This window comes from Algibacter pacificus (assembly GCF_008033385.1).
Lineage (GTDB): Bacteria > Bacteroidota > Bacteroidia > Flavobacteriales > Flavobacteriaceae > Algibacter > Algibacter pacificus.
The window spans coordinates 395,266-411,029 of sequence record NZ_VOGY01000002.1 but is presented as its reverse complement, the minus strand read 5'-3'; the positions used below and the strand labels follow the sequence as shown (position 1 = coordinate 411,029).

The 15,764-nt window shown below is 31.9% G+C and carries 10 protein-coding genes; 3 read left to right on the top strand and 7 right to left on the bottom strand.

What is annotated here, in order from left to right; translation table 11 throughout:
• Positions 1-19: 19 nt before the first annotated feature.
• From FQU21_RS04875 to FQU21_RS04865, 3 genes are read right to left on the bottom strand one after another with little or no spacing between them, the layout of a single operon-like run.
• Positions 20-1,426 carry a bifunctional UDP-3-O-[3-hydroxymyristoyl] N-acetylglucosamine deacetylase/3-hydroxyacyl-ACP dehydratase gene (locus FQU21_RS04875; protein ID WP_147676868.1) on the bottom strand — a complete coding sequence of 469 codons (1,407 nt, stop codon included), beginning with the start codon at positions 1,424-1,426 and terminating at the stop codon, positions 20-22.
• Entirely contained in the window at positions 1,413-2,438 is a 1,026-nt protein-coding gene (gene lpxD / locus FQU21_RS04870) for a UDP-3-O-(3-hydroxymyristoyl)glucosamine N-acyltransferase (protein ID WP_147676867.1), read from the bottom strand. The genes FQU21_RS04875 and lpxD overlap by 14 nt, the downstream gene beginning before the upstream one ends.
• A 51-nt stretch (positions 2,439-2,489) precedes the next feature.
• On the bottom strand, positions 2,490-3,710 hold the full coding sequence (locus FQU21_RS04865) for an HD domain-containing protein (protein WP_147676866.1): 1,221 nt from the start codon (positions 3,708-3,710) through the stop codon (positions 2,490-2,492).
• Between the two features lie 132 nt (positions 3,711-3,842).
• Here FQU21_RS04865 and porX point away from each other — a divergent pair, with 132 nt between their 5' ends.
• Together porX and tsaE are read left to right on the top strand one after the other, a co-directional pair.
• Positions 3,843-5,396, top strand: a complete 1,554-nt coding sequence (gene porX / locus FQU21_RS04860; RefSeq protein WP_147676865.1) for a T9SS response regulator signal transducer PorX — start codon at positions 3,843-3,845, stop codon at positions 5,394-5,396.
• Positions 5,397-5,478: 82 nt separating this feature from the next.
• Positions 5,479-5,883 carry a tRNA (adenosine(37)-N6)-threonylcarbamoyltransferase complex ATPase subunit type 1 TsaE gene (tsaE, locus tag FQU21_RS04855; RefSeq protein ID WP_147676864.1) on the top strand — a complete coding sequence of 135 codons (405 nt, stop codon included), beginning with the start codon at positions 5,479-5,481 and terminating at the stop codon, positions 5,881-5,883.
• Between the two features lie 186 nt (positions 5,884-6,069).
• On the opposite strand, the gene FQU21_RS04850 is transcribed toward tsaE, so the two are convergent.
• The 4 genes from FQU21_RS04850 to FQU21_RS04835 all read right to left on the bottom strand — a co-directional run bounded on the left by FQU21_RS04850 (position 6,070) and on the right by FQU21_RS04835 (position 14,430).
• Positions 6,070-10,407 carry a PAS domain S-box protein gene (locus FQU21_RS04850; RefSeq protein ID WP_147676863.1) on the bottom strand — a complete coding sequence of 1,446 codons (4,338 nt, stop codon included), beginning with the start codon at positions 10,405-10,407 and terminating at the stop codon, positions 6,070-6,072.
• Positions 10,408-10,678: 271 nt separating this feature from the next.
• Complete coding sequence (locus tag FQU21_RS04845) at positions 10,679-11,788, bottom strand: MBL fold metallo-hydrolase (RefSeq protein ID WP_147676862.1); 1,110 nt, start codon at positions 11,786-11,788, stop codon at positions 10,679-10,681.
• A gap of 66 nt (positions 11,789-11,854) precedes the next feature.
• Positions 11,855-12,829 (bottom strand): MBL fold metallo-hydrolase, encoded by a 975-nt coding sequence (locus FQU21_RS04840; protein WP_147676861.1) that lies wholly within the window; start codon positions 12,827-12,829, stop codon positions 11,855-11,857.
• 47 nt (positions 12,830-12,876) lie between these two features.
• Positions 12,877-14,430, bottom strand: coding sequence for a DEAD/DEAH box helicase (locus FQU21_RS04835; RefSeq protein ID WP_147676860.1), 1,554 nt, complete (start codon positions 14,428-14,430; stop codon positions 12,877-12,879).
• A 150-nt stretch (positions 14,431-14,580) separates the two neighbouring features.
• On the opposite strand from FQU21_RS04835, the gene mgrA reads away from it, so the two are divergent.
• Positions 14,581-15,594: an L-glyceraldehyde 3-phosphate reductase gene (mgrA, locus tag FQU21_RS04830; RefSeq protein ID WP_147676859.1), complete on the top strand. Its 1,014-nt coding sequence runs from the start codon at positions 14,581-14,583 to the stop codon at positions 15,592-15,594.
• The last annotated feature ends 170 nt before the right edge of the window (positions 15,595-15,764 follow it).

Below are 15,764 nucleotides of genomic sequence, written 5' to 3'. Positions count from 1 at the left end.
ATATCTAAAAAATCACGTTTTATTTTACTTTTGAAATTTGCGCCATTAATTCTGCCTCAGCACAAAGTTTTCCATTGGCATAAGCGTAACCTTGCATGTGGCATATACCACGACGTATAGGAGTAATTAACGAACATTTGAAAATTAAAGTATCTCCAGGAACCACTTTTTGTTTAAACTTAACATTATCCATTTTCATAAAGAACGTTAAATAATTTTCAGGATCCGGAACCGTGTTTAAAACTAAAACACCTCCCGTTTGCGCCATAGCCTCAACTATTAAAACTCCTGGCATTACTGGTGCACCTGGAAAATGACCTTTAAAGAACTCTTCGTTCATGGTTACATTTTTTTGGGCAATAACGTGGCTATCCGATAATTCGAAAACTTTATCGATTAATAAAAATGGTTGACGATGAGGCAACATTTCCATAATTTGATTAACGTCCATTAAAGGCGGTTGATTCAAATCTATATTAGGAACATTATTTCTACGTTCAATTTTTATAAGTTTTGCTAATTTTTTTGCAAACTGTGTATTAATATAGTGCCCAGGTTTGTTTGCAATTATTTTTCCGCGAATACGGGTTCCTACTAAAGCCAAATCGCCTAGAACATCTAACAGTTTATGGCGAGCCGCTTCATTGGGGTGATGCAAAGTTAAATTATCTAAAATTCCGTTAGGCTTAACGGCAATATTATCTTTATTAAAAGCGACTCTTAATTTTTCCATAGTTTCTGGAGATAATGCTTTATCAACATATACTATGGCATTATTTAAATCGCCTCCTTTTATTAATCCGTGCTCTAAAAGCATTTCAATTTCATGAAGAAAACTAAAGGTTCTAGAATTTGAAATATCGGCTTTAAAATCTGACATTTGATTTAAAGTCGCGTTTTGAGTTCCTAAAATTTTAGTTCCAAAATCGACCATAGTTGTAATTTGGTACTGTTTAGCTGGCATAACTAAAATCTCGCTCCCCGATTCTTCATCCACGTAAGAAATAATATCGGTAACTTCATATTCTTCTCTAAAAGCATCTTGTTCTACAATTTTAGCTTTTTCTAAAGCTTCAACAAAAAACTTAGAAGACCCATCCATAATTGGTGGTTCGGCTGCATTAAGTTCAATAATAGCATTATCGATATCTAAACCTACAAAAGCTGCTAAAACATGCTCGGAAGTTTGGATAGTAACTCCATTTTTTTCTAAACAAGTGCCACGTTGAGTGCTTGTAACATAGTTAGCATCGGCTTCTATTACAGGTGACCCTTCTAAATCGACACGTTTAAAGGATAAGCCCGAATTTGCTGGTGCTGGTTTAAAAGTTAAGGTTACATTTTTACCCGTGTGTAAACCAACTCCAGTTAATGTAACATCGTTTTGAATGGTTTTTTGCTTGATCTCAGTATTAACTATTCCCATTTATTTTTTCTAAATCATTTAAATTTTTAACAATCTTTGGAAGATTTTTAAAGTGAACATACGACTTATTATAATCACTTATGGCCAATGCTGGTGAGCCTTGGAGAATTTCATTATCTTTTACATGTCTGGCGATACCAGATTGTGCTTGTATTTTTACATTATTACCAATAGTAATATGCCCTGCAATACCTACTTGACCACCAATTTGGCAATGTTCACCAATATGAGTAGATCCAGCAACCCCGGTTTGAGCGGCAATTACGGTGTTTTTACCTATTTCAACATTATGTGCTATTTGAATTTGATTATCCAATTTAACACCTTCTCTAATTATAGTTGATCCTAATGTGGCTCTATCTATAGTGGTACAAGCCCCAACATCAACATAATCCTCAAGAATGACGTTTCCTGTTTGCGGCACCTTGTTGTACCCTCCATTTTCATTTGGAGCATATCCAAACCCATCGGCACCAATAATAACACCAGAATTAACTACACAGTTTTTTCCTATAATGCTATCTGAATATATTTTAGCCCCAGAAAACAGAATGGTATTCTCGCCTAAAGTTACATTATCTCCAATATAGCAATTTGGATAAATTTTTACATTATCAGCTATAACCACGTTATTACCAACGTAACTAAAAGCTCCAACATAAACTTTATCGCCATATTTGGCAGATTCTGATATAAATGATGGTTGCTCTATACCAACCTTATTTTGTTTTACCGAATTGTAATATTCTAGTAATTTAGAAAATGCCATATAGGCATCATCGACCTTAATAAGTGTTGTTTTTAATGGATTATCAGGATTAAACGTTTTATTAACAATAGTAACAGATGCTTCTGTTTTGTATATGTAAGACTTATATTTAGGGTTCGACAAGAACGTTAACGAACCTTGTACTCCCTCTTCTATTTTAGATAGCTTAGATACTTCCATTTCTGGGTTTCCTACGACTTCTCCTTCTAAAATATCCGCTATTTGCTGTGCAGTAAACTTCACACTAAAAATTTATAGTTTTAATTTAATTTAGGCAAAAATAGGAAAAATGTCCTAAACTTTAACCTTAGGGTAACATATATAATATTTAGTAACTGGTTTTGATAGTGCTTTTAAATTGAGTTGATCGGATGCCTTTACAATATCTTCAATTTTTCCAGATTTGTGTAAGATATTAATTCCCTGCTGTTTTAGTTGATAGGCTTGGTTAGAAATACTACCTGAAAACACAAAATATTCGGCCTCTGCCCTGCTTATATTATGGGTTTGAATAAAGGCTAAAATTTGTTTTTCTAAGCTTTGATTTTTTATAGGCTTATTTTTAATCTTAATTTTTAATAAGTTCCTGTTAATAATCATTTCACAAATGTTACTTAAAACAAAATCGTTATGATATTGCCAAGCTTTCATAGCCGAAATAATATCAAAATCGTCTAATTGCGAAAATAAATTTAATATGTCGTTATTAAAATCGTCTATAGAGATACTATGATTTAAAAAATACTGAAGCGGCAAGCTAGCTTCTAGTTTTATCCCTTTTAAAGTTAACTCCTTCGCGCGTTTTAAAACCCGAATTAATAGCTGTTCGGCTACAATTCCTGTTTTGTGCAAATACACTTGCCAATACATTAAACGACGCGCAATAATAAATTTTTCAACACTATAAATCCCTTTTTCTTCAACCACCAATTTATCATCAACCGCATTAAGCATGGTAATTAAACGCTCGCTATTTACATGTCCTTCGGCTACACCGGTATAAAAACTATCGCGTTTTAAATAATCGGCCCGATCCATATCAAACTGCCCCGAAATAAGCTGATACATAAATTTACGGTGATAATTACCCTTGAATATTTCTATCGCAAGCGTTAAACTTCCGTTAAATTCTTTATTTAAACGCTCCATAAAAAGCAATGAAATTTCCTCGTGCGATATATTATTTACAATACTATGTTCCATAGCATGCGAGAATGGCCCGTGCCCAATATCGTGCAATAAAATAGCAATGTACAAGGCGTTTTCTTCTTCATTATTAATGTTAACCCCTTTAAAACGTAGTACTTTAACAGCTTGTTGCATTAAATGAACACAACCAATAGCATGATGAAAACGGGTGTGATGTGCGCCCGGATATACCATGTAAGACAAGCCCATTTGGGTAACTCTGCGTAAACGTTGAAAGTATTTATGTTGAATTAAATCGAAAATTAGCGAATTTGGAATAGTAATAAATCCGTAAATTGGGTCGTTTAATATTTTTAATTTGTTCAAACTTTAAGTCTTTACAATTATTATAATACAAATATAGGTATATGAAATGAGCATAACTAACAATTTACAAGTGGTAAATTTCAATTATAGGCTTTATTTTATACCTTATAAATCTTTACAAAACACATACAAATGAATAAAATAAAAATACTTTGGGTAGATGATGAAATTGATTTATTGAAACCACATATTTTATTTCTTGAGAAGAAAAATTACTTGGTAACCAAATGCAATAATGGATCTGAAGCTATTGATATTTTAGATGAAGAAAATTTCGATATTGTATTTTTAGATGAAAATATGCCTGGACTTTCAGGACTAGAAACTTTAAATGAACTTAAAGAGAAAAAATCTAGTCTTCCGGTGGTTATGATTACCAAAAGTGAGGAAGAATATATTATGGAAGATGCTATTGGAAACAAAATAGCCGATTACCTGATAAAACCTGTAAACCCCAATCAAATCCTTTTAAGTTTAAAAAAGAATTTAGATCATTCGCGCTTAGTTTCAGAGAAAACCACATCCAACTATCAGCAGGAATTTAGAAAAATAGCTATGGATTTATCTATGGTAAATAGTTTTGAAGAATGGGTTAGCCTATACCAAAAACTTATTTATTGGGAAATTCAGTTAGAAGATATTGAAGATGTTGGGATGTTTGAGATTTTAGAGTCTCAAAAAAATGAAGCAAATTCTCATTTTGGAAAATTTATTGAAAAAAACTATGCCGATTGGTTTGAGCGAAACACCGAAGCTCCGATAATGTCTCATACGCTTTTTAAAGAAAAAATAGCACCAGAGCTTAGCAAAGAGCAACCGACTTTATTAGTAGTTATCGATAATTTACGCTATGACCAATGGAAAGTTTTTGAACCGATAATAAACAATTATTACAAAAAAGAACGTGAAGACGCTTTTTTTAGCATACTCCCTACTGCTACGCAATATGCTAGAAATGCCATATTTTCTGGCTTAATGCCAAGCGATATGGAAAAACTCTTTCCAAATTACTGGAAAAATGATACCGATGAAGGTGGTAAAAATCTATTTGAAGCCGAATTTTTAGAAGCACAATTAAAGCGTTTAGGTTTAAGTAATTTAGAACATGAGTACTTTAAAATAACCAACTTAAAATCTGGTAAAAAACTAGTAGACAATTTTAAAAACTTAAAAAAGAACGATTTAACCGTAGTGGTTTATAATTTTGTGGATATGCTTTCGCATTCTAAAACCGAAATGGAAGTGGTTAAAGAATTAGCCTCGAATGATAAAGCCTATCGCTCTTTAACGCATAGCTGGTTTAAAAATTCTCCACTTTTAGAAATGGTACAGCAAGCACAGTTATTGGGTTTTAAACTTATTTTAACCACAGACCACGGTACTATAAACGTAAAAAACCCATCAAAAGTAATTGGAGATCGCGACACCAGTTTAAATCTTCGTTATAAAACAGGTAAAAGTTTAACCTATGAAAACAAAGACGTATTTGCAGCAAAAGACCCTAAAAGTATCCATTTGCCAGCTATAAACATGAGCAGTTCGTTTATTTTCGCTAAAAACGATTTGTTTTTAGCCTACCCCAACAACTACAATCACTATGTTAGTTATTATAGAAATACTTATCAACACGGTGGCGTTTCCTTGGAAGAAATGATTATTCCTTTTATTGTATTCAACCCAAAATAGAATATACCCCCAACAATCCATAATTAGATTTTTGGGGTTTTTAAACTTTATTTATTAATATTGTTGTGTAAATTTTGTAGCATTGAATATAACCTATAGCATAGACCAAGTTGAAGCAGTTGCCAAGCAACTTATTTCTTCAGCAACATCAAAAACCTTATTGTTTTATGGTGATATGGGGGTTGGTAAAACCACACTAATAAAAGCCCTAGTAAAAGCCTTAGGGAGTCTGGATAATGTAAGTAGCCCCACGTTTTCTTTAGTAAATGAATATGACTTGGATAATGAAAACATTTATCATTTTGATTTATATAGAATTAACGATTTGGAAGAGGCTTATAATTTTGGAATAGAAGATTATTTAGATTCTAACCACTGGGTTATTATAGAATGGCCTCAAATTATTGAGCCTATTTTATCAGGAGATGAATGCATTATTAACTTGAGCATAGAATCCGAAAACAAGCGCCAATTACTATTAAAATAATTGTGACAATTTTATCTTTTTTAGTCATTGTTTTTACAAAACGACTTACCTTAAAACGCTTACAATCATATATTTAAAATAACACCTTAACATCGGTTAGATTTTGTTTTTTTAGATCGTATAGAACAAAAACAATATTGAACGCAATAATTAACCTCCTTGCAAAAACACTATACCTGCTCTTCTTTAATCTTGAAGAATCTCTAAAACAATTTCAATTTCTTGTTTTAGTTGTACCCAAAGATCATCAATAATATTTTCATCATAATTTTCCAAAAGTTCAAACTTGGCAGCTATTTTTGTTAATACTGGTAACCCTGTATTTACGCTAGTGCCATACAATTTATGACCAATTCCCCTAATTGAATCTAGGTCTTTTGCTTTAATTGCTAATTTCATAGTCTGTTTACTTTCTATTACCTGATCAATCATTACCAATTTCATTCGGTCAATACTTTCTATATCATCACCAAAATATGTTTTTAGCTGTTGTATATTAAAATGGGTATCCCAATTGGTTGTTTCTGGAGTTATTCTGGTATTACCATTAGATATTTCTATGGTAGCTGGCAGCCATTTATTTATAATATTTACTAAATCGTTTTCTACCATTGGCTTTACAATAAAATCACTCATCCCCATACTTAAACATCTTTCTCTTTCACCTTTTACGTTACCTGCGGTAATTGCTACAATTGGAGTTTGGGATTTTCCGATTTCAATGTCTCTAATTAAACGAGTAGCCTCATAGCCATTCATTATAGGCATTTGGACATCCATTATAACTACATCGAAGTGTTGTTTTTTAAATAAATCTACAGCTACAGCTCCATTAACAGCATCGACAACGGTAAAGTTTGGAAAATTTCTTTCTATTACGGTTCTAGCTAAAAGTCGGTTTACAATATTATCTTCTACTAAAAGAATGGTGTTTTCTTCTAGTTTTAAGGCGTTTATTTTTTGCTTTTTATTAATTATTGGATTACTATCTTTAGAGTATAAATCAGACAAACACGCATAAATTTCTCTCATTTTTGCTGGTTTTGTAAGCCTCTTGGTAATACCTAAATCCTTTACTTCATTAATTACCTCTGTATCACTCGAAGAACTATACAACAAAATAGCAGGTTGATTTTTTTTATCTACGTTGTAAAAGTTTTCTCTTATTTTTTTTATGGTTTCTATACCATTCATATACGGCATATGGTAATCCATAATAATTACATCATATAATTTATTCTCGGATAGTAATTGTAAGGCTTCAAAACCACTTTTGGCTTCCTCTGTTTTAATATCCTTTAATCTTAAAATTTGATTGAGAATATTTCTATTGTTTTGGTTGTCATCCACAATGAGAACATTTTTTATTTGGGTTAAATTTTCCCATTCCGTTTTTTTTCCATGTTCACTTTTAAATTCTACATCAAAATAAAAGGTACTTCCAACTCCTAATTCACTTTTAAGCTGAAGTTGACTATCCATCATTTTTAAAAGTTTATTAGAAATGGCAAGCCCAAGTCCAGTTCCTCCATATTTTTTTGTGGTAGAGCTATCTTCCTGAGAGAAGGCATCAAAAATTTTGGATTGTTTTTGCTTTTTTATGCCTACGCCAGTATCTCTAACGCTAAAACGAAAGATATCACTATTTTTATTTGCTTTAATACTTTCAATTTTTAATTCTATTTCTCCTTTTTCGGTAAACTTTGCCGCATTGCCAAGTAGATTAATTAAAATTTGTTTTAACCGAATAGAATCTGCCCAAATAAACCGTGGTAATTCTGGAGAAAGGTTTAATAGGAGTTCTAAATTTTTCTTTTCTATTTGGTAGTTAACAATATCGGATGCATAACAACCAATTTCGTATAGATCACATTTATCAATATCGAGCTCTAATTTTCCGGCTTCAATTTTAGAAAAATCTAAAATGTCGTTAATAATATTTAAAAGTCCATTTGCAGATTGGTTTACAATGTTTAAGTATTGCTCTTGAGCTTCGGATAATTCTGTTTTTAATACTAAATCTGTAAAACCGATAACCCCGTTTAAAGGGGTTCTTATTTCATGACTCATGTTTGCTAAAAACTCTGATTTAGCTACACTTGCCTGTTCTGCCTGTTTTTTTGCTTTTTTTAGTTCTTCACGCTGTTCTATAATAGGAGTTATATTTTGAGTGGAAACCATAAAACCATCAACCTCTCCTAGGTAATTGTACCAAGGCCTCATTTCCCAGCTAATTGTTTTTTTACTTCCTGTTTTTTGAGAAATATAAATTTCTTCATCTTTGTTTATAATTTCTCCATTAAGTACAGCTTTATATCTTTTTTTTCTTTCTCCATCAGGGTCTGGGAAGACTTTTGAGTGCGACATCCCCACAATGTCTATATCTTTTAAATGATACATTTCTCGCCATTTACGACTTACATTTATATAATTTATGTTTTTGTCTAACATGGCTACAGCAGCGGGAGCATTTTCTACAAAGGATGCTAATCTAACTTGTTCATTTTGAAGATCTGTTTCTATTTTTTTTCTTTTAGTAATGTTTGTTCCCACTACTAAAAATCCTATAATTTTATTTAGGCTATTATTAATTGGTGTAGCTACCAAAGACATTGTTAAACGATCACCTTTTTTAGTAATATAAGTCCACTCTCGCTCTTCTACTCCTTTTATTTTGGCAATATGAGTAAAAACATCAAAACCTTCTATCGTTTTATTTTCAAGAATACTTAACTCTGTACTTCTATTTAAAACCTCATTACTATCATGTAAAATAAGTGGAGATTGTTTGTTTACCATTTCGCTTGCAGTATAACCTAATAGTTTTTCTGCTCCTTTATTAAAAACGGTAATGGTTCCTTCCAAATTGGCAGCTATTATAGAAACCTGTGTTGCCGCATCTAAAACATCATCTAAAAGTTTTTTAGATTCTTTAAATTGAATTTCGGTAATTTTACGAGCGTTTATATCTTGAAAAACACCAAATAACCGCACGCATTTCCCGTATTTAAATTCAGGATAGCCTATAGTTCTAATCCATACTTCATTGTTATTTTGATCAATAATAATGAGTTCCAGATCAAAACTTTTGTTCTCTGTGATAGCTCTATTAACAGCGGCTTCTATACGATCTCTATGGACACCTTCTTTATAGAATAAAATACCTTCTTCTACATTAGGGGTATAGTCATCTGAAACAGCGTGAATTTCTCGAGTCATGGAAGTCCAATTGACTTTTTGTTTGATTAAATCTACTTCCCAACCTCCAACTCTAGCAACCTTATTTGTTTGTTCTAAAAGTTGTTTAACCTTTTTAAGATTTTTTTCTAAATGGTACTGTTCTGTTATATCAACCGCATTTCCAATGACATAAGGAGCATCTGTATGTTGAGCTTCTAGGGTATTACTAAAAATCCAAATGCGTTTAGTCCCATCTTTTTTAACCGTTATCATTTCTCCTTTAAACGTTCTATTTTCGGCTATATTTTTAAGATAATTATTTAATTTTGAATATCTTTCTTTTGGAATAATATCATAAAGGGAAAAGTTTTTAACCTCATCTTTTGTATAACCTAAGGATTTTGCTCCAGAATTATTAACAGTTATAAAATTTCCTTCCAAATCATGGGTACACATAAGTCCTTGAGAGTTTTCAAAAAATATTTTAAACCGTTCTTCACTAATTTTTAAAGCTTTGGATTTATTTACTTCATTGGTTATATCTCTTGCAATTGCAAAAATATTTCCTGTATTGGGTTCTGGAGAAGCCACCCATTGCAAAACCCTATACTCACCTTTTACATTTCTAAATCTATTGGTAAAATTAACGGTATCAGAGCCTTCTGCAAGTTTCATTATTTCTTTAGCGCTTATTTCAACATCTGCATGATGAATAAAATCGAAAATAGAAGTTTCTAAGAGCGCTTGGGTATCCCAACCAAGGTTTTCTTCAAAAGCTGGATTTACTTTTTTAAAATAACCATCGATTCCTGCGATACAGATTAAATCGTTAGAGAGCTCAAACAATCTTCCAAAGTGTTTATGGTTTTCTTTTGCTTTTCTACTAACAATAAGGTCTATGGCTTCATCTGCTAATAACTTAAGGGCGGCCTTTTGGTTATCGGTAAGTTTTTTAGGTTTATTATCTACAACGCACAATGTTCCCAATGCATAGCCTTTAGGGTCTATTAAGGGCTGACCCGTATAAAATTTTATATGTGGGTCATTTAAAACAAGAGGATTATTTTTAAAACGCTCATCTGTGCTAGCATCAAATACCTCATAAATTGCGTCTTGTTGTATAGCTAAGTTACAAAATGCAATATCTCTATCGGTTTGCTCAACCTCTAGACCTGTTTTAGATTTAAACCATTGTCTGTTTTCATCAATCAATGATATCAAAGAAACGGGAGTTTCACATATTAAGGAGGCTAATTTGGTAATTCTATCGAATTCAACTTCGCTCTTAGAATCTAATATATCATAAGATTTTAAAGCTTTTAGTCTTTCTTTTTCTTTTTTCATGGTTAAGTAGTCAATAATTAGAGTGGGGCTCTTATTGATAATAATAAAAGTTACTAATAATTTGAAAAAATAACTATATTAATTGAAAATGAAAAAATAATTTAAATATTTCTTTGTGTTTACACTAAAATTAGAAAGAAAAAAACTACTATAGCAAGATTATGACTGATTTAAAACATATTATTATTCACAAAAAGTAATCAAACAAAATTATTGTAATATATAGACTACAGATAAATATTAAGACAAAAAATTTATAATTAGAAATAATTTATGGGTTACTTCTACTAAATTCTGTTTCAGCAATAAAACCATCCTTGTTTCCATCTCGTTTATCAAAATTCTCTTTTAAACGCCCTTTGGCTTCAGTTTTTGAGATTTTACCATCTTTATTGGTATCCATTCTACTCAACATTTTTTTAAAATTTGGGGCTTGCTGATTGGTATTATCGGCCTTATTAGGTTTTACTGTGTTTTTTTGATTCTTCGAATTTTTTGGAAAAGACATTAAATCTTCCGCATAAAATATAGTTCCGGAATAATTTTTATGTAGTTCTGCACTAGTAGCATCTTCATCTACATTTGTAAAATTGAAATGAGTAAGCACTAAATTTTTCACTTCGGCTTCTTTTGCCATAAGCGAACTTTCATATAAATTTACATGGGCAAATTCTTTATTAGTTCGAATTTTATTACTCGCTTTCCTTCTATTTGTTTTTCCTAATTCTATACTTCCTCCCGAATCTATAATTAAATAATCGGCCTGTTTTGCTAATGGTGCCAAGGTTTCAGAATAAGATAAATCGCCGGAAATAACAATAGATGTGCCTCCAGCATCAAAACGGTAAGCTAGTGTTGAAATGGTATGATTTACGGGGGTTGATGTAATTTTAATATCGCCAATATTAAAAGTTTCACCGCCTTTTAATTCGTTAATAGTAAAGTGCGTTTCCACATCACTAAAAGTACGTTGTTTTTTAGAAAGTCGATAGGCAATATCTTCTTCGTAGTTTTTTAAAATGGTGTTTACTAAATCGGTAGTAGGTTTTGGCCCAACAATATCAAAGTGATTTCCGCTAAGCAAAGTTTTTATAAAAAGTGGCGTAAATTCTTCATTATGATCTAAATGATGATGTGTGAAAAGCAAGCCATTTAAATCTTTATTCTTAATGTTTAATTTTTCTAAATTTGCTTGAGTTCCGTTTCCCATATCTATCAAAATATGGGTGTTTTCATAAGAAATTAGTACCGAAGGTCCTGCTCGTTCGACATTGTATTTTGGTGAACCCGAACCTATAATGGTTGCGCTGAGCTGGCTTTGAGCCTGTGAAAATAATTGAAAACTTAAACAGATAATTAAACTGGTGATATATTTGGTCATCTTTAAAACATTTCTGTTTAGACCTATAAATATCTAAAAGGTTTAAATAAAATCTGTTCCTAAAAGCTATAATTCGAAAACATCATGAATTTGAGCTATTCTAAATCCTGCCGCTATCACGTTTTGGGCTTCCTTACTAGTGGTATTTATTACAGGATTTGTATGGTTAAAATGGATGAACACTATTTTATTCTTATCTTTTTTTTCTAAGTTTTTAAACTTTTCTAAGCTTTCTATGATGAAAGGATGAGGAATTTGAGAAATATCTCTATTGTTAATTTCTTTCCCACTATAAAATGTGGCATCTAAAAATGCATAATCTACTGTTTTAATTTCGGCAACAATATCCTTTTTCCATGTACTCCATTTATCAATATCTGGAATAAATAAAGCCGATTTGTTTGGCCCTATAATTTTATAACCTACCGTTTCGGAGTACTCATCGCGATGTGGTACTAAAAAAGGAATCACTTTTAAGTGGGATGATAGTTGCTGTGCTTTTTCGTTTTCTAAAGCTTTAATTGCAATGTTATTTCTATTTACAAGTTGACTCCATGGCGCATTATGCTTTAGGAAATCTCGCATTTTAGGCATAGCATATACGGGTACTTTTTGGGCATCCATTGCTTCTTTTCCTAAAAACATTAAACCTGTGTAATGCCCAATGTGGGCATGGGTTAAAAATATACCATCCACCATTTCGTTGCTGTTTCCTTCAACCAGTTTGGTTAGAGATTTTACTTGTGTACCAATATCTGGTGTAGCATCGAACAAATAAGATTTTGAATTTGGAGCATCTATTAAGCCTAACGAGACTATTTTACGACTATTATCTGGTGTTTCAAACAAATGTTCACAACAAACTTTTTTACAAGCTATTTGAGGTGAGCCAGCATCTTGAATAGTACCCAATATCACTAAAGATGTTGAAGAAATATGAGGTGCTGTTTTTTTATTATCTCTCTCTAACTTATTAGATTTTTTTTCAGTTGAACAGGAAAATACGGATACAATTATTAAACAGATATAAAAATATTTCATAAAAAATAGGTTAACCAATAAAAATCAATATTTCTAAATAAAGTAATTTATTCTTCAGGTGGATATCCATGTATTTGTTCGAAAACGTCATCAAAATTGATTCGCAAATAGCTATTTAGTTTTTTACGATAATCTCCTTTAAGCCAATCTACAAAATTATAAGTACTTTTACTGATACATTTGGTATAACGCTGTATACGGAAATCAATATCGTCTCCTAACAATTTTGCTAAGGCTAAGGCATCATAAACATCTTCACTATTTTCGATACATATCTTGGCATGATGCTCAATAGAACGTTCTAAAACCACTTTGGACGATTCTCCATTTTTAATTGAGTTTACATAGGTTTTCTGAATATCGAAATACACATCTTTAGATTTTGAAAACTTTGCTCGCAAAGCATCTGGCATTTCATACCTAAAGTTGCTTTCTAACTCATCATCACTTAAAATAGCATCTAAATAGTAGTTTGGAGAGCGGAAAATACGTTGCCAGTCTAAATCTTCTCCCCAAGCTCCAAAACGATGAAAGTTATTACCTAAATCGACTACTGTAAAACTTTTCTTGTCTTTTAAAATACGCGAGCCACGACCAATCATTTGGTAATAAAGCGTTAACGATTTTGTGGCACGATTTAAAATAATACTTTCAACCGTTGGCTCATCGAAACCTGTAGTTAAAATACTAACCGAAGTTAAAATAGCTCCCGGCGTTTTCTTAAACCACTTTAGAATCATGGCGCGTTCCTTTTTGGTATTTGTATTATCTAAATGCGCAATAGGATACCCTGCACGTCTAAAAGAATCATAAACGTGTAAAGAGGTATTAATACCATTGTTAAAAATTAAAGTTTTTTTGCCTTTACAACGCTCTTCGTAGGCTTGTACAAGCTTTGAAAGCATATCGCTGGCCGTATATAAATCTTCTGAAGATTTTACCGTATAATCCCCATTGGCTCCAACAACTAAAGAAGTTAAACCTACATTGTACGAATACATTTCGGCACGAGCCAAAAAGCCATTTTCTATAAGCGACTCTATACTTTCACCAACAATGAGCTCATCATAATTATCGGTCATTGGTAATTCCATACTCGAACTTAAAGGTGTTGCTGTAACTCCTAAAATAAACGATTGGCTAAAGAATTTAAATAATTTTGTAAAGGAATTGTAGTGAGCCTCATCAATAATTACTAACCCAATATCCGAAATATCAAGTTTGTTATCATTTAAACGGTTGTTTAAGGTTTCTACCATGGCAACAAAACAGCTGTAATCTCCCTGATCGCTTAAATCGGCTTTACTATCTACCACTTTGTTGTTTACTCCAAACTCGGTAAGCACATTAGAAGTTTGACGGCACAGCTCAATACGGTGCGTCATCACCAAAACTTTCTTTTTGTGTGTTTTTAAGAATTGTCGAACAATTTCAGAAAATATAACTGTTTTTCCTCCTCCTGTAGGAAGCTGATATAGTAAATGATAATCGGCTGGAGATTCTTCAAAACTTTTAAAAATTTTATCAATAGCCCCTTTTTGGTAGCTATATAAATCTTTTCCTGCTTTTCTTTCTTCTAATTCGGTTTTGGAAACGGACATGAAATATTCTTTAAAGTGGCTGCAAAAATAACACCTTTAAAGGTTTTTTACAGTATGTTCTTAGTGAAAATTTGAAATGAATTTGTTTTTCCTGCTTTAACCTTATATAAAAAGTAATTTATACATTTACATTTAATAAAATTTAACAGGATGCAAATTAACGATAAGTCTGAAATCCAAAGCTATTTAGCGAGCCCAAAACGATATGATAATATGACCTATAACCGATCTGGAAAAAGCGGTGTTTTACTCCCTGCTCTTTCCTTAGGTTTATGGCATAACTTTGGGTTTATTGATAATATCCAAAATGCTAGAAATGTTTTGCGATGTGCATTCGACTTAGGCATTACACATTTTGATTTAGCGAATAACTACGGTCCTCCATATGGTTCGGCTGAAGAAAATTTTGGAACAATTTTTAAAAACGATTTTAAAAACTATCGAGATGAATTATTTATAGCCACAAAAGCAGGTTATGATATGTGGCCAGGACCTTATGGTAATTATGGTTCTCGTAAATATTTGATGTCTAGCTTAGACCAAAGTTTGAAACGAATGAATTTGGATTATGTCGATATTTTTTATCATCACCGTCCAGACCCAGATACGCCATTAGAAGAAACCATGGGTGCTCTTGCTGATATTGTACGCCAAGGCAAAGCCTTATATGTTGGTATATCGAATTATCAGCCTGCCGAAACACAACGCGCAGCCCAATTATTGCGTGAATACAACGTGCCTTTTATATTGCACCAAGCACGATATTCTATGTTAGACCGTTGGGTTGAAAATGGCCTTTTAGAAACCTTAGAAAATAATGGTATAGGTTGTATTGCTTTCTCCCCTTTAGCCCAAGGTATGTTAACTAATAAATATTTAAACGGTATCCCAAAAGATTCGAGAGCAGCAAAAAATTTAACCTATTTGGATACAGAAACGGTAAACAATAATATAGAAAAAATAAAAAAATTATCTGAAATTGCTGAAGGGCGTGACCAAAAATTATCTCAAATGGCAATTGCCTGGATTTTACGGCAAAAGCAAGTTGCATCGGTTTTAATTGGTGCCAGTTCCACAAATCAATTAAAAGAAAATGTAAAAGCTTTAAATAATTTAGAGTTTAATGAAGACGAATTAAAGTTGATTGCACAAATTATTTCTTAGCATTTCGATTATCAATTTCCAATTCAAAATAAAAAGTGGCTATCTTAACATTATGTGATGTTTTGTTTCGATAGGTTAACTTGTTGAAGCTAATTTTATGATAATTATAAAACTTCAACACCTCAAAACAACATCAAACAATACGTTTAGATAGCCTCTTTTAAGACAAA